The organism is Pseudomonas mucoides, from assembly GCF_015461845.1.
GTDB classification, from domain to species: Bacteria; Pseudomonadota; Gammaproteobacteria; order Pseudomonadales; family Pseudomonadaceae; genus Aquipseudomonas; species Aquipseudomonas mucoides.
The window spans coordinates 1,268,250-1,282,163 of sequence record NZ_JACOPW010000001.1 but is presented as its reverse complement, the minus strand read 5'-3'; the positions used below and the strand labels follow the sequence as shown (position 1 = coordinate 1,282,163).

The following is a 13,914-nucleotide window of genomic DNA, read 5'->3' as shown; positions in this document are numbered from 1 at the left end:
CCTCAATGGACGCTCTGCGTCCGCTTCGAAAGGACGCGGGGCGTTCCCGGCTGCATACCCACGCGGAGCGTGGGAACGATCATTTAGAACACAAACCGCCCATCAAACACCGGCTCATCATCCAACGCCAACACGCCACCGGAGAAGATCAAATCCAGATGATGGCTGCCCTTGGCGCCACCGCCCAACCCAAGGTGCAGCCCGCAATGGCGCTCCTCGAACCCGGCATTGCGCGCATACAAGGCTTTCACCCCCTCATTGGTGCCAATCCCCAGTTCTTCAATCCTGCGATTCGACGGATTGGCCTCCAGGTATTGATTGAAGTCATGTTCCAGCCCCGGAACATCGGTGGCGATTTTATGGATGGTCGAGTTCTCGATCCATAACTCCAGCGGTGATTCCAATACGCCATATTTGCGCGCAAACGGAATTGTACTGAGAAAAGTCCCCATGAACTTCACACGCCCATTAATCGCTTCGCTGTGCGTGGCGATTTCACCGGGTGCCAGATCAAAGTTGCCGACACCGTTGATGTCAGTCCACTTTTTAATGCTGTTCAGCGGAGCGTCAAACCAGGAACCGTGTTCATCTTTGAAACTTAACGTCTTGGCCTGGGACAGGCGCTGGATCAAGTGGCTGTTCAGCCCGGCAATGCGTTGCGGGGTGACACTGAAGGTGTCGTAGAAGTAGTCACCGTAATCCTTGAACAGCAGCGACTTCTTCCAGTTCTCGGCCATCACCCCTTGCAGTGCGCGGACAAATTCCGGGCCTTCGGGGCGTGGGTTGGGCAGCGTGGAAGAGTCGTAGAAGAAAATGTACAGATCGCTGTCGGCAATGGCCTGGGCCAGCAAAGCCGTGGGTTCCAGATCAAGGCGTAGCGTGTTGAAACGGAAGGGTTGGCGGCCACCGGCGTGTTCGGCAATGGCGCCGGTCAGCGCCTCGTAATCGGCGGTGTGGCCAAGCAAGACCTTCGCCGGGTTGATGCCGGCAAGGGCTGGGTGTTGTTCGAGGTAGTAAAGAAAATGGGTAATGGCGCGATGCTTGTCCATGGTGTCCTCCGTGACGAACCGGGAAAAAGTGGCAGGCACAACCGGCCGGATTACGCCTGCCGGGAGGTCTTACAGAGGCCACATCGCCGTGCCGAACGGAACGACCGCGTCGGCTTGCATCATTTCTACGGCGGCTTCATGGGTCGGTGCTTCAAACCATTCGTCCAGTTGAAGTTCAGTTTCCAAGTCGTTGTCCAGTGCTTGCATGGTGAAACTCCTTAATGACTTTTGAGTAGAAACAACTTGCCGGTCGATGCGGCTCGGCAAGTCGCTGCAAACCTAGTTGAGGGATTTTTAGAATGCAAAAAAATAATCAAATAAGATTTTCATTGAACTGTTTGGTTTGTTTTTTTAATCATTATTTATTAATAAAAAACAAAAACTAACTCGGCTTTTTCCTTAGGAAGCTTCCTATCGTCAATTTGCAGTCGTCCTACAGATAAATCCGATTCGGAAAATAATCGTTACGCCTTGTAAAGAAATGCTGACGAAATTTCGCCTGAAACCCTGTGGGTTGACGCTTGCGGAGCGGGTGTAAGGAAAACCTGCCGAAATCAATCCGCTCGACCATCGCCCAAGGCTCTGGCCCGCTTGTTTCAGCGGCGCAGGAAGGGTCAGATGCGTCCCATGCCTGTCGTGCAGGTGCATAACAAGAAGGAGGCGCAATGTACGCCGTGATTCAAGCCCATCTCTCCCCGTGGGGCGATTTTTCAATCGTTCCCGTCGATGGCCCGCAAGGGTCTGACTCTCTATTTGCAGCCGCCCGGGACACCCGGGGCGGACACCGGCAATCCCGGCTTACAACACGCTGATCCAGCGGGTCTGGCAGCAGGGGGTTAGCGGTGTACAATGCGCCGCGTTTTACCTGTGACCTCCTGCGCAAATGCGCAAACTTCAAGGCTATCCGCCTTGTTCACTCCGCCACGCCACGAGTGTGCCGGGTTCGATTTCGTCACAGATAAAAACAAACAGGTGACGCATGAACGTTGTAACGATGCAGAACGTGAGACCCTTTTCATGAGTGGACAAAACTCGCAGTCAGGCGAGCTGAAGCGCGGCCTGAAAAATCGCCACATTCAATTGATCGCCCTCGGTGGCGCGATCGGTACCGGTTTGTTCCTCGGCTCGGCCGGGGTCCTGAAATCCGCTGGCCCGTCGATGATCCTCGGCTACGCCATCTGCGGCTTCATCGCGTTCATGATCATGCGCCAGCTCGGCGAAATGATCGTTGAAGAGCCGGTCGCCGGTTCGTTCAGCCACTTCGCGCACAAATACTGGGGCGGTTTCGCCGGCTTCCTGTCGGGCTGGAACTGCTGGATCCTGTACATCCTGGTGGGCATGTCGGAGCTGACCGCGGTCGGCAAATACATCCACTACTGGGCGCCGGACATCCCGACCTGGGTCTCGGCTGCGGGGTTCTTCGTCTTGATCAACCTGATCAACCTGGCCAACGTCAAAGTCTTTGGCGAGGCCGAGTTCTGGTTTGCGATCATCAAGGTTGTGGCCATTGTCGGCATGATTGCCCTGGGCAGCTATTTGCTGGTCAGCGGTAACGGCGGCCCGCAAGCGTCGGTCAGCAACCTGTGGTCCCACGGTGGTTTCTTCCCGAACGGTGTCAGTGGTCTGGTGATGGCCATGGCGATCATCATGTTCTCCTTCGGCGGTCTGGAAATGCTCGGTTTCACCGCTGCAGAAGCCGACAAGCCGAAAACCGTGATCCCGAAAGCCATCAACCAGGTGATCTACCGGATCTTGATTTTCTACATCGGCGCGCTGGTCATTCTGTTGTCGCTGACGCCATGGGACAGCCTGCTGGCGACCTTGAACGCGTCGGGTGATTCCTACAGCGGCAGCCCGTTCGTGCAAGTGTTCTCGATGCTCGGCAGCAACACCGCCGCGCACATCCTCAACTTCGTGGTACTGACTGCGGCGTTGTCGGTGTACAACAGCGGCACCTACTGCAACAGCCGCATGCTGTTGGGCATGGCCGAGCAGGGTGATGCGCCAAAGGCCTTGTCGAAGATCGACAAGCGTGGCGTGCCGGTGCGTTCGATCCTCGCTTCGGCGGCGGTGACGCTGATTGCCGTTCTGTTGAACTACCTGATCCCGCAAAACGCGCTGGAGCTGCTGATGTCGCTGGTGGTTGCGACCCTGGTGATCAACTGGGCGATGATCAGCTTTTCGCACTTCAAGTTCCGTCAGCACATGAACAAGACCAAGCAAACGCCGCTGTTCAAGGCGCTGTGGTACCCGTACGGGAACTACATCTGCCTGGCGTTCGTGGTGTTCATCCTGTGCGTGATGCTGCTGATTCCGGGGATCCAGATCTCGGTGTACGCGATTCCGGTGTGGGTCGTGTTCATGTGGATCTGCTACGGCATCAAGAACAAGCGCAGTGCGCAGCATGCGTTGCAGGCTTCAGTGAAGTAACGCGGTACGCAACAACAACAAACCCGGCCAAGTGCCGGGTTTTTTGTGCGCGCTATAAAACCTGTGAGAGCGTATTCCTTCTTTCCATTCGCGGTATCCTGCGCACTCTGAATACGGACGTTTTTCCATGCTGGTGATTTCCAACAACGTGCATCTGCCGGATGCCGAGATCGAGTTGACGGCCATTCGCGCGCAAGGCGCCGGCGGGCAGAACGTCAACAAGGTCTCCAGCGCCGTGCACCTGCGCTTCGACATTCCGGCCTCGTCCTTGCCCGAGTTTTACAAGGAACGGTTGCTGGCGCTGCGCGACAGCCGCATCACCAGCGAAGGGGTGTTGATCATCAAGGCCCAACAGTACCGTACGCAGGAGGCCAATCGCGCCGATGCGCTGGAGCGCTTGATCGAGCTGATCCTCAGCGCGACCAAGGTCGAAAAGAAGCGTCGCCCGACCAAGCCAACGCTGGGTTCAAAAAAACGTCGGCTCGAATCCAAGACCAAGCGCGGCAGCATCAAGGCCGGGCGCGGCAAGGTCGACTTTTAACGCGCCCGCGCTTCGCGTTGTTTAGGTGCTTGCCGGTACAAGTACACACTCAATGCCAAACCGCTCAGCGCGGCCATCGCGGCAAACAGGAAGATCGAAGCAAAACCAAACCCGGCCGCAATGGCACCGGCCAATGGCCCGGTAATCCCCAGCGACAAATCAATGAACAACGAATAAGCCCCGACCGCGGCACCACGACTGGAAGCTGGCACCAGGTTGACCGCTTCCACGCCGAGCGCCGGGAACACCAGCGAAAATCCGAAACCGCTCAGCGCCGCACCGGCCAGTGCCCAATGGGCATCAGGCGCCAGCCACAGCAGCAGCAACCCCAAAGTTTCCACCGACAGACAGGCGATCGCCACGCGAAATCCGCCGAGGCGGTTGATCAGGTTGCCGAACAGCAGGCGCGCGCCGATGAAGCTGGCGCCGAACAAGCTCAGGCACAACACCGCGTTGTCCCAGTGTTGCGTGGCGTAATACAAGGTGATGAAGGTGGCGATGGTGCCGAAGCCAATGGAACCCAGCGCCAGGCCGCAACCGTGTGGCAGCACCCGACCCAGCACATGCATGAACGGCAAACGTTCACCGACCACAATCGGCGCGGCGGTTTTTGGCCAGGCCAGTGCCAGGCCCAGCACGGCCAACAGCACGATGCTCACGCCCATGCTCCACAAGCCCAACTGATGAACCAACAGCACCCCCAGCGGCGCGCCGACGGCCAGTGCGCCGTAACTGGCGATGCCGTTCCAGGAAATCACCTTGGCAGTGTTGGCCGCGCCGACCCGGCCGATGCCCCAGCCAATCGATCCGGAGCCGACCAGGCTTTCCGCGCTGCCGAGCACCAGACGGCCAATCAACAGGCTGATCAGGCTCACGGTCGGCAGGCTCTGCGTCCAGGCCGAAATCAGCATGAACACACCGCTCAAGCCGCAGCCGGCCAGTCCGTACATCACCGCCAGTTTGCTGCCCTTGTTGTCGATGATTTTCCCGGCATAAGGCCGGCTGAGCAGGGTGGCCAGGTATTGCACGCTGATCACCAGCCCGGCGATCACCGCGCCGAAACCGAGGTCGCTGTGGACATAGCCGGGCAATACGGCCAGGGGAATGCCGATATTCAGGTAGCCGATGAAGGTAAACAGAACGATGGAAACAACTTGCAGCGTGACCGCCAGGGGGCGCTGGTTTTCAGGCATGGGTAAAGGTCCACGGGAAAGCAGGATAGATAGGCTGCTTATGATAACGGCGCGAGCGCTCGCGGGTCGTGGAAAAAGTAAAACTATTTGCCAGCGGGCTGAATCAGGGCTTGGCGGGGGCAACCAGTTGCGTTGTGACCAGGGCGGCCAAGGCGTTTTCTTGAGTACCGAAGCGGGCGAGCAGTGCGGCTTGTTTTTCGGGAGAGAGACGGTTCCAGATCTCGATCATCTTCTCGGCGGTGCCGATCAGGACGCTGGCCTGGCTCTCATTGAATTCGTCGGTCATGGTGCGTAGCTCAAGGGTTCAGGCGGTGTGGAAAGCGCATGTTAGCGCTTTCCACACGGTCTGGCATTGCAGGTGTTTCAGTCTTCGCTGTCGGCCTGGCGGCGTTCAGTGGCTTCTTTGGGCTCGGGCTGTTGGGCGCCGGCTTGTTGCGTGGTTGTCTGCTCAGTTTCGTGCAGGCTTGGGAAGGGGAGATTAGGGATCTCGTGCATGTTTCGCGCTCCTCGCAAAGTCTGTTGATAGATCTGGTAGATCCGCGCTTATACAAAGCTTGGGCAGGATACAGCACTGAAAATGACAAATAGACTTTTATATCCATTTGTTTCGACGGATGGGGTTGTCTAGACAGGTCTGGAAGAGGGAACAACACAAAACAACTGTGGGAGCGAGCGTGCTCGCGATTGCGGACTGACAGGCAACATTGATGTCGACTGTCAGGTCCTCATCGCGAGCAAGCTCGCTCCCACAGGGGACGGTGCAGGTACTTGGGGTTACTTGCAGACTTCAGCAATCGCTTCAGCCAGCAAATCCAGACGCGTTGCATCAATCCCCGCCACGTTGGCCCGGCCGGAGTTGACCATGTACACGCTGTGATGATCGCGCAGCTGTTTAACCTGCGCCGCCGTCAAACCGGTGTACGAGAACATTCCGCGCTGCACGCCAATGTGCGCAAAACGCTCGCGCAAACCATACGGTTCCAGCGCTTCAACCAGGCCACTGCGCAACTGGGCAATGCGCAAGCGCATGGCTTCCACTTCGTCGGCCCAGAGGCTTTTCAGCTCAGGGTCGCCAAGAATCGTTGCGACCACGGCGGCACCGTGATCCGGCGGGGTCGACCACAGGTTACGGGCGATGTTGGCCAGCTGGCTGCGGATGTCCACCAGCTTGTCAGCGGTTTTCGCGCAGACAATCAGTGCGCCAGTGCGGTCGCGGTACAAGCCGAAATTCTTCGAGCAGGAACTGGTGATCAGCACTTCCGGCAACGCGTCTGCGAACAGACGGGTCGACCAGGCATCCTGTTCCAGGCCATCGCCGAAGCCCTGGTAGGCGAAGTCGATCAATGGCAGCAGATCGCGACTGCGCACCACGTCCAGCACTCGGCGCCAGTCGTCATGGGACAGATCGAAACCGGTCGGGTTGTGGCAGCAGGCGTGCAGCAACACCACGTCGCCCTTCGGTGCTTCGCTCAGTACCGCGAGCATGGCGTCGACATCGAGGCGGTTGTCGCTGCCCACGTACGGGTAATGACTGACCTTGACCCCGGCCGCCGCGAAAATCGTTTCGTGGATTGGCCAGGTCGGGTTGCTCAGCCACACGCCACGGCCCGGCAGGCACTGGGCGATAAAGTCGGCGCTCAAGCGCAATGCGCCGGTGCCGCCCGGTGTCTGGGTCGCGCCGGCGCGTTGACCGGCGATCAGCGCGGAGTCCGCACCGAGCACCAGCTCACTGATGGCTTTGCCGAAGGCCGGTTCGCCGTGACCACCGATGTAGGTCTTGGTGGTCTGGCGATCCACCAGACGCTGCTCGGCCAGCTTCACCGACTGCGGAATCGGCGTCAGGCCCTGGGCATCTTTATAGACGCCCACGCCGAGGTCGAATTTGCGCGGGTTCGGGTCCTGCGCATAGGCTTCCATCAAGCCGAGAATCGGATCGCCGGGTACTCGACCTATGGCGTCGAAATGCATTATTTACGGCCCTCGGCGTCCTTGGCCACTTCGTCAGTGCGCGCGGCCATGATGAAGTCGTTGCGGTGCAAGCCCTTGATGGAGTGGCTCCACCAGGTGACGGTGACTTTGCCCCATTCGGTCAGCAGGCCCGGGTGGTGACCTTCGGCCTCGGAGATTTCACCGACGGCGTTGGTGAACGCCAGCGCGTGCTTGAAGTTTTTGAACAGGAACAGCTTTTCCAGCTGCATGACGCCGTCGCGGACTTCGATGTTCCAGTCCGGGATCTGCTTGATCAGGATCGGCAATTCCTCGTCGCTGACCTGAGGGGCGTCGGCGCGGCAGGCTTCGCAGTGGGCTTGGTTCAATGTGGACATGTTGAATTCCTGAAATCAAATAATTGGAAATCGGCCGTCAGTCACTCCACGCTAAACCAAAGCGTCGGTTCCTGACAGGCTCACTTGTTTCTAAAAGCAGCGGATCACGCTGCCTTTGGCGGAAATTTCGGGGTGTGCAAGCCCAGCTGCATGCCTTGTTTGACCATGCTCATGATGTCTTCATGGGCCACATCAAACAGTCGCTTGAGGTTCGGCAAGACAAAGTACAGCGGTTGCAGGATGTCGATGCGATACGGCGTGCGCATGCATTCCAGCGGATCGAACGCCTGATGCTCAGGTTCGTTGGACAGGCAGTAAACGGTTTCTTTTGGCGAAGAAAGAATGCCGCCGCCGTAAATGCGCAGGCCTTCGGCGGTATCGACCAGGCCGAACTCGATGGTCATCCAGTACAGGCGCGCCAGGTACACGCGTTCTTCCTTGGTCGCTTGCAGGCCAAGTTTGCCGTAAGTGTGGGTGAATTCAGCGAACCAGGGGTTGGTCAGCAGAGGGCAGTGACCAAAGATCTCGTGGAAAATGTCCGGCTCTTGCAGGTAATCCAGCTCTTCGCGGGTACGAATAAACGTTGCCACGGGAAACTGCTTGTTGGCCAGCAATTCGAAAAACGTCTGGAAGGGGATCAGCGCCGGGACTCGGGCCACTTGCCAACCGGTGGTTTCACCGAGGACTTTGTTGATTTCACCGAGTTGCGGAATGCGGTCGTGGGGCAGACCGAGTTTTTCGATACCGTCCAGGTATTCCTGGCACGCACGGCCCTCGATCACTTTCAGTTGACGAGTGATCAGCGTGTTCCACACCGCATGTTCTTCAGCGGGGTAGTCGATAAAACCTTGCGCATCGGGCTCGCGAGCCACGTACTGCGTCTGCTTCATGCTGCTCTCCTGCGAGGGATTTCGTTCTTGTTATGTGCTGCTATGGACCTAGAAATACCCCAAGGCGTGCGGCGTTGCAGCAGGTGTCCGGCACTCCTTGTAGGAAAATTCGCCGTTTTTCGTAAAGTATTCGTTACGCTTTGACGGCTATGGCGCAGCTATTGAGATTTGCGGGTTTGAAATGGCGTCCAGGTGTCACATAATCTTGACGACTAACTTGGCGCCCGCGCAGAAAATTTGCGCATGGGACCTCGATTCCCCTTTCTTCGGGCCTTTATATGCGTATCAAAGTCCACTGCCAGAACCGCATCGGCATCCTGCGCGACATTCTCAACTTGCTGGTGGAGTACGGAATCAACGTCGCCCGTGGTGAGGTCGGCGGTGAGCATGGCAATGCGATCTACCTGCATTGCCCGAACCTGATCAACATTCAGTTCCAGGCCCTGCGCCCGAAATTCGAATCGATTGCCGGTGTATTCGGCGTCAAGCGGGTAGGGCTGATGCCCAGCGAGCGTCGGCACATGGAGCTCAATGCCTTGCTCGGCGCCCTGGAGTTTCCGGTGCTGTCGATCGACATGGGCGGCTCCATCGTCGCGGCTAACCGGGCGGCGGCGCAGTTGCTCGGGGTGCGGGTGGACGAGGTGCCGGGGATTCCGCTGTCGCGTTACGCCGAGGATTTTGATTTGCCGGAACTGGTGCGTGCCAACAAGTCGCGCATCAACGGGCTGCGGGTCAAGGTCAAGGGTGACGTGTTTCTGGCTGACATCGCGCCGCTGCAATCCGAGCATGACGACAGCGAAGCCATGGCCGGTGCCGTCCTGACGCTGCACCGCGCTGATCGGGTGGGGGAGCGCATCTATAACGTACGCAAGCAGGAACTGCGTGGGTTCGACAGCATCTTCCAAAGTTCGAAAGTCATGGCCGCGGTGGTGCGCGAAGCGCGGCGCATGGCACCGCTGGATGCACCGCTATTAATAGAAGGCGAAACCGGTACCGGTAAAGAATTGCTGGCCCGCGCCTGCCACCTCGCCAGCCCACGCGGGCAGTCGCCGTTGATGGCGCTCAATTGTGCCGGTTTACCGGAGTCGATGGCCGAGACCGAATTGTTCGGCTACGGCCCCGGCGCCTTCGAAGGTGCACGCGCCGAAGGCAAGCTTGGTCTGCTGGAACTGACGGCGGGCGGAACGCTGTTTCTTGATGGCGTGGGCGAAATGAGCCCGCGCTTGCAGGTGAAGTTGCTGCGCTTTTTGCAGGACGGTTGCTTCCGTCGTGTCGGCAGTGATGAAGAGGTGTATCTGGATGTGCGGGTGATCTGCGCCACCCAGGTGGATTTGTCCGAGCTGTGCGCGCGGGGTGAGTTTCGCCAGGATTTGTATCACCGCTTGAACGTGCTTTCGCTGCACATTCCGCCGCTGCGTGAATGCCTCGATGGGTTAACGCCGTTGGTGGAGCACTTCCTCGATCAGGCCAGCCGGCAGATCGGTTGCCCGCTGCCGAAGCTGGCACCGGCGGCGATGGAGCGGCTCAGTCATTACCATTGGCCGGGTAATGTCCGGCAATTGGAAAATGTGTTGTTCCAGGCGGTTTCGTTGTGCGAAGGCGGGACGGTCAAGGCCGAGCATATTCGTCTGCCGGATTACGGTGTGCGTCAGCCGCTTGGCGATTTCTCGCTGGAGGGCGGGCTTGACGAGATCGTCGGACGGTTCGAGAAAGCGGTGTTGGAGCGGCTGTATTCCGAGCATGCCAGTAGTCGGCTGTTAGGTAAGCGCCTGGGGGTCTCTCACACCACCATTGCCAATAAGTTGCGTGACTATGAAATTGGCAAGACGTGAGCAGTAACGTTATCCAGCGCCGAATCAATAAACAAGAATACTGAGTTGGAGTCAGTCATTCACTGGCGCTTCAAAATGCCACTTGAAGCGCTACCGTCATGCCGTTGATCTGAATCGTGGAATTTGCCAGGCAAGCCATCTAGGCTCATTTCAAAGTTTGGCAGGAGCGATAACCATGCCATCAACGGATGACTCTACCCAGCAAGTCCGCAAAGAAACTCGCCTGTTCTTTTTTCTGATTGTTGTCCTCTTTCCATTGCTCTCGGTGGCGATAGTGGGTGGTTACGGATTTTTTGTCTGGTTTCTGCAAATGCTGCTCGGCCCTCCTGGTTCACCTCATTGATCGCGGTCCATCTTCAGCATAAGAAGAGGAGTACAGGTCATGGCAGAAACGCTCCATATTGCCAGTCTCGTGGTACTGGCCCGTCCTGAGTTGTTCGAGGCGGTGAAAGCCAACTTGCGTTTACTCACAGGCGTTGAACTGCATCACGAAAGCCCCGTCGGCAAGCTGGTGGTTGTGCTGGAAATGGAAGAAGAAAGCGAAATTTCCAAGCGAATCACTCAGATCAACGGTTTGCCTGGAGTACTCAATGCATCCCTCGTTTATCACGAGATTCTCGATGTGACGGGAGAAAGTACATGCCAATGACTCGGCGCGAGTTTGTCAAAGCCCAGGCGGCCGGGATTGCTGCAGCGGCGGCGGGGCTTCCGGTGTTTACGTCTGCCAGCAACCTGATCACTGAAGAAGACCGTGTCACCATGGACTGGAATAAAGCCCCTTGCCGCTTTTGCGGTACCGGGTGCAGCGTCATGGTGGCGACCAAGGACAATCGAGTGGTCGCGACTCATGGTGATGTGAAAGCCGAGGTCAATCGCGGGTTGAACTGCGTCAAGGGTTACTTCTTGTCGAAGATCATGTATGGCGTTGATCGACTGACTCAGCCGCTGTTGCGCATGACTAACGGGCACTATGACAAACAGGGCGAGTTTCAGCCGGTGTCCTGGAGCCAGGCGTTTGATGTCATGGAGTTAAAGTTTAAGGAAGCGATAAAAAACAAGGGTTCCGAGTCTGTCGCCATGTTCGGTTCCGGTCAGTGGACCATTTGGGAAGGGTACGCGGCCAACAAGTTGATGAAGGCGGGATTTCGCTCCAATAACATTGATCCTAATGCGCGTCATTGCATGGCCTCTGCGGTCATGGGGTTTATGCGTACGTTCGGTATCGATGAGCCGATGGGGTGTTATGACGATATTGAGGTTACTGACGCGTTTGTGCTGTGGGGTTCAAACATGGCGGAGATGCATCCGATTCTTTGGAGTCGGGTCGCAGATCGCCGGTTAAGCCAGCCCAGCGTCAAGGTTGCGGTGCTGTCGACTTTCGAGCATCGCAGTTTTGAGTTAGCCGACATCCCCATGGTGTTCAAGCCCCAGACGGACCTGTTTATCCTCAACTACATTGCCAACCACATCATCGAAAGTGGCTCGGTCAACAAAGACTTTGTCAGCAAATACACCCGCTTCGCCAAAGGAACGGATGACATCGGCTATGGCTTGCGTCCCGATAATCCGCTGGAGATGAAGGCCCGCAATGCCGCCAAGGCGAACACCTGGAGCGATATCGACTTTGAGCAGTACGCCGCTTTCGTAAAACCCTACACCCTTGAACGTACCGCCAAGGAAACCGGTGTGCCAGCCGAGCGCCTCAAGGCATTGGCCGAGTTGTATGCCGACCCCAAGCGCAAGGTGGTTTCATTCTGGACCATGGGTTTTAACCAGCACACGCGCGGCGTATGGGCCAATAACCTGATTTACAACATTCACCTGCTGACCGGGAAAATCAGTGAGCCGGGCAACAGCCCTTTCTCCCTGACGGGCCAACCCTCAGCCTGCGGGACGGCACGCGAAGTGGGAACATTCTCCCATCGCTTGCCTGCCGACCTGGTGGTCACCAACCCGGCACATCGCGCCAAGGCAGAGCAAATCTGGAAAGTGCCTCCGGGCACCGTCAATGAGAAGGTCGGTTTCCACGCCGTGCAGCAGAGCCGCATGCTCAAGGATGGCGTGCTCAATGTGTATTGGACGATGGCCAGCAACAACATGCAGGCCGGCCCCAACATCATGCAGGAAGTGTTGCCGGGTTGGCGCAACCCCGAGAATTTTGTGGTGGTTTCGGATGTTTACCCCACTGTCTCTGCCCAGGCGGCCGATCTGATCCTGCCCACCGCCATGTGGGTGGAGAAAGAGGGCGCCTACGGCAATGCTGAGCGCCGTACACAGTTCTGGCATCAATTGGTCTCGGCGCCGGGCGACGCCAAATCGGATCTCTGGCAGTTGGTCGAGTTTTCCAAGCGCTTCAAAACGGACGAGGTCTGGTCTGCGCAGTTGTTGTCCGCCTCACCGGAGTACAAGGGCAAGACCCTGTACGAAGTGTTGTTCAAGAACGGCCAGGTCGATCAGTTCCCGCTTGAACAGATGGAGGCGGGCTATCAAAACGATGAGGCCCGGGATTTTGGTTTTTACCTGCAAAAAGGTCTGTTCGAAGAATATGCCCAATTCGGGCGTGGTCACGGTCATGACCTCGCCCCGTTTGACCGCTACCACACCGAGCGCGGGTTGCGATGGCCCGTCGTGGAGGGCAAGGAAACACGCTGGCGTTTCCGGGAAGGGTATGACCCTTACGTTGAGAAGGGCAGTGGTGTGCAGTTTTATGGCTATCCCGACAAGAAGGCCATCATCTTCGCGCTTCCCTACGAGCCACCGGCGGAATCCCCCGACGCGGAATTTCCATTCTGGTTGAGTACCGGTCGGGTGCTTGAACATTGGCACACCGGCACGATGACTCAGCGGGTCGAGGAACTCTATAAGGCCGTCCCCGACGCGTTGGTCTACATGCATCCGGCCGATGCCAAGGCCTTGAATGCCCGTCGCGGCAGCGAAGTGAAGCTGATCAGCCGACGAGGTGAGATGCGTGCGCGCATTGAAACCCGAGGACGCAACAAACCGCCGCAAGGTTTGGTGTTTGTACCGTTCTTCGATGCCAACCGGCTCATCAACAAAGTCACGCTTGATGCGACGGACCCTATCTCCAAACAAACTGATTACAAAAAATGCGCGATCAGGATTGAGTTGATCAAGACGGCATAAGGAGAGCTCAGATGAAGCGTCGTTCGCTGTCCTTGCTTGCCGCGCTGCTGCTATGGATGCCAGCGGCATTCCCGGCAGAGCCCGGTTACCCGCTGGATGCGCCTGCGCCGGATGGTCGGCGAATCGGAGGGACGCTGACCCAGGAGTTGCCGGCGCCGCCGATTGCTGATGAAGAGAACAAGGACCTCAAGCGTGAGCGCAATTATCCCGAACAGCCACCCACCATTCCCCACAGCATTGCGGGGTATCACATCGACAAGAACAGTAATAAGTGTCTGTCCTGTCACAGCCGAGCCAACAGCGCACGTACCCAGGCGCCAATGATCAGTATCACTCACTACATGGACCGTGACGGTCAGGCGCTGGCCGCGGTTTCTCCGCGCCGGTATTTCTGCAATCAGTGTCATGTGCCACAAACAGACGTTAAGCCACTGGTGAACAACAGCTTCAAGAACATTGACCAGGTGCTGCAAGACGAAATCAACGGCCAGCAGAAACGATAAGGAGAGGC

The 13,914-nt window shown here is 57.6% G+C and carries 15 protein-coding genes; 7 read left to right on the top strand and 8 right to left on the bottom strand.

What is annotated here, in order from left to right; all coding sequences use genetic code 11:
- Window positions 1–83: 83 nt before the first annotated feature.
- On the bottom strand, window positions 84–1,049 hold the full coding sequence (locus H8F22_RS06060; RefSeq protein WP_027922310.1) for a M29 family metallopeptidase: 966 nt from the start codon (window positions 1,047–1,049) through the stop codon (window positions 84–86).
- 69 nt (window positions 1,050–1,118) lie between these two features.
- Window positions 1,119–1,256 (bottom strand): hypothetical protein, encoded by a 138-nt coding sequence (locus H8F22_RS06055; protein WP_027922311.1) that lies wholly within the window; start codon window positions 1,254–1,256, stop codon window positions 1,119–1,121.
- An 810-nt stretch (window positions 1,257–2,066) separates the two neighbouring features.
- Between H8F22_RS06055 and H8F22_RS06050 the strand changes: the two genes are divergently transcribed.
- Both H8F22_RS06050 and arfB read left to right on the top strand, forming a co-directional pair.
- A complete protein-coding gene (locus H8F22_RS06050; protein ID WP_027922312.1) occupies window positions 2,067–3,479 on the top strand; it encodes an amino acid permease in 1,413 nt (470 codons plus the stop codon).
- 127 nt (window positions 3,480–3,606) lie between these two features.
- A complete protein-coding gene (gene arfB / locus H8F22_RS06045) occupies window positions 3,607–4,020 on the top strand; it encodes an alternative ribosome rescue aminoacyl-tRNA hydrolase ArfB (RefSeq protein ID WP_017337147.1) in 414 nt (137 codons plus the stop codon).
- Here the strand turns inward: arfB and H8F22_RS06040 are convergent.
- The 6 genes from H8F22_RS06040 to phhA all read right to left on the bottom strand — a co-directional run bounded on the left by H8F22_RS06040 (window position 4,017) and on the right by phhA (window position 8,427).
- Window positions 4,017–5,213 (bottom strand): MFS transporter, encoded by a 1,197-nt coding sequence (locus H8F22_RS06040; RefSeq protein ID WP_059181394.1) that lies wholly within the window; start codon window positions 5,211–5,213, stop codon window positions 4,017–4,019. The genes arfB and H8F22_RS06040 overlap by 4 nt on opposite strands.
- 103 nt (window positions 5,214–5,316) lie before the next feature.
- Entirely contained in the window at window positions 5,317–5,499 is a 183-nt protein-coding gene (locus tag H8F22_RS06035; protein ID WP_027922314.1) for a hypothetical protein, read from the bottom strand.
- Between the two features lie 77 nt (window positions 5,500–5,576).
- Window positions 5,577–5,708 carry a hypothetical protein gene (locus tag H8F22_RS32865; RefSeq protein ID WP_010461912.1) on the bottom strand — a complete coding sequence of 44 codons (132 nt, stop codon included), beginning with the start codon at window positions 5,706–5,708 and terminating at the stop codon, window positions 5,577–5,579.
- Between the two features lie 279 nt (window positions 5,709–5,987).
- Complete coding sequence (locus H8F22_RS06030) at window positions 5,988–7,181, bottom strand: amino acid aminotransferase (RefSeq protein ID WP_027922315.1); 1,194 nt, start codon at window positions 7,179–7,181, stop codon at window positions 5,988–5,990.
- Window positions 7,181–7,537, bottom strand: a complete 357-nt coding sequence (locus H8F22_RS06025; RefSeq protein WP_027922316.1) for a 4a-hydroxytetrahydrobiopterin dehydratase — start codon at window positions 7,535–7,537, stop codon at window positions 7,181–7,183. Before H8F22_RS06025 ends, H8F22_RS06030 begins: the two co-directional genes overlap by 1 nt.
- A 104-nt stretch (window positions 7,538–7,641) precedes the next feature.
- Window positions 7,642–8,427: a phenylalanine 4-monooxygenase gene (phhA, locus tag H8F22_RS06020; RefSeq protein ID WP_027922317.1), complete on the bottom strand. Its 786-nt coding sequence runs from the start codon at window positions 8,425–8,427 to the stop codon at window positions 7,642–7,644.
- Window positions 8,428–8,705: 278 nt separating this feature from the next.
- Between phhA and H8F22_RS06015 the strand changes: the two genes are divergently transcribed.
- The 5 genes from H8F22_RS06015 (at window position 8,706) to H8F22_RS05995 (ending at window position 13,906) form a co-directional block, all read left to right on the top strand.
- Complete coding sequence (locus H8F22_RS06015) at window positions 8,706–10,259, top strand: sigma-54-dependent phenylalanine hydroxylase transcriptional regulator PhhR (protein WP_027922318.1); 1,554 nt, start codon at window positions 8,706–8,708, stop codon at window positions 10,257–10,259.
- A 175-nt stretch (window positions 10,260–10,434) separates the two neighbouring features.
- A complete protein-coding gene (locus H8F22_RS06010; RefSeq protein WP_027922319.1) occupies window positions 10,435–10,602 on the top strand; it encodes a periplasmic nitrate reductase, NapE protein in 168 nt (55 codons plus the stop codon).
- 39 nt (window positions 10,603–10,641) lie between these two features.
- Window positions 10,642–10,908 (top strand): chaperone NapD, encoded by a 267-nt coding sequence (locus tag H8F22_RS06005; RefSeq protein WP_194939838.1) that lies wholly within the window; start codon window positions 10,642–10,644, stop codon window positions 10,906–10,908.
- Window positions 10,899–13,403 carry a nitrate reductase catalytic subunit NapA gene (napA, locus tag H8F22_RS06000; protein WP_194939837.1) on the top strand — a complete coding sequence of 835 codons (2,505 nt, stop codon included), beginning with the start codon at window positions 10,899–10,901 and terminating at the stop codon, window positions 13,401–13,403. Before H8F22_RS06005 ends, napA begins: the two co-directional genes overlap by 10 nt.
- An 11-nt stretch (window positions 13,404–13,414) precedes the next feature.
- Window positions 13,415–13,906, top strand: coding sequence for a nitrate reductase cytochrome c-type subunit (locus H8F22_RS05995; RefSeq protein WP_027922322.1), 492 nt, complete (start codon window positions 13,415–13,417; stop codon window positions 13,904–13,906).
- The last annotated feature ends 8 nt before the right edge of the window (window positions 13,907–13,914 follow it).

What these genes read in the sequence shown, in the direction of transcription:
- H8F22_RS06060 (WP_027922310.1), bottom strand. Translation starts at nt 1,049, where the DNA reads ATGGACAAGCATCGCGCCATTACCCATTTTCTTTACTACCTCGAACAA.
- H8F22_RS06055 (WP_027922311.1), bottom strand. Translation starts at nt 1,256, where the DNA reads ATGCAAGCACTGGACAACGACTTGGAAACTGAACTTCAACTGGACGAA.
- H8F22_RS06050 (WP_027922312.1), top strand. Translation starts at nt 2,067, where the DNA reads ATGAGTGGACAAAACTCGCAGTCAGGCGAGCTGAAGCGCGGCCTGAAA.
- arfB (WP_017337147.1), top strand. Translation starts at nt 3,607, where the DNA reads ATGCTGGTGATTTCCAACAACGTGCATCTGCCGGATGCCGAGATCGAG.
- H8F22_RS06040 (WP_059181394.1), bottom strand. Translation starts at nt 5,213, where the DNA reads ATGCCTGAAAACCAGCGCCCCCTGGCGGTCACGCTGCAAGTTGTTTCC.
- H8F22_RS06035 (WP_027922314.1), bottom strand. Translation starts at nt 5,499, where the DNA reads ATGACCGACGAATTCAATGAGAGCCAGGCCAGCGTCCTGATCGGCACC.
- H8F22_RS32865 (WP_010461912.1), bottom strand. Translation starts at nt 5,708, where the DNA reads ATGCACGAGATCCCTAATCTCCCCTTCCCAAGCCTGCACGAAACTGAG.
- H8F22_RS06030 (WP_027922315.1), bottom strand. Translation starts at nt 7,181, where the DNA reads ATGCATTTCGACGCCATAGGTCGAGTACCCGGCGATCCGATTCTCGGC.
- H8F22_RS06025 (WP_027922316.1), bottom strand. Translation starts at nt 7,537, where the DNA reads ATGTCCACATTGAACCAAGCCCACTGCGAAGCCTGCCGCGCCGACGCC.
- phhA (WP_027922317.1), bottom strand. Translation starts at nt 8,427, where the DNA reads ATGAAGCAGACGCAGTACGTGGCTCGCGAGCCCGATGCGCAAGGTTTT.
- H8F22_RS06015 (WP_027922318.1), top strand. Translation starts at nt 8,706, where the DNA reads ATGCGTATCAAAGTCCACTGCCAGAACCGCATCGGCATCCTGCGCGAC.
- H8F22_RS06010 (WP_027922319.1), top strand. Translation starts at nt 10,435, where the DNA reads ATGCCATCAACGGATGACTCTACCCAGCAAGTCCGCAAAGAAACTCGC.
- H8F22_RS06005 (WP_194939838.1), top strand. Translation starts at nt 10,642, where the DNA reads ATGGCAGAAACGCTCCATATTGCCAGTCTCGTGGTACTGGCCCGTCCT.
- napA (WP_194939837.1), top strand. Translation starts at nt 10,899, where the DNA reads ATGCCAATGACTCGGCGCGAGTTTGTCAAAGCCCAGGCGGCCGGGATT.
- H8F22_RS05995 (WP_027922322.1), top strand. Translation starts at nt 13,415, where the DNA reads ATGAAGCGTCGTTCGCTGTCCTTGCTTGCCGCGCTGCTGCTATGGATG.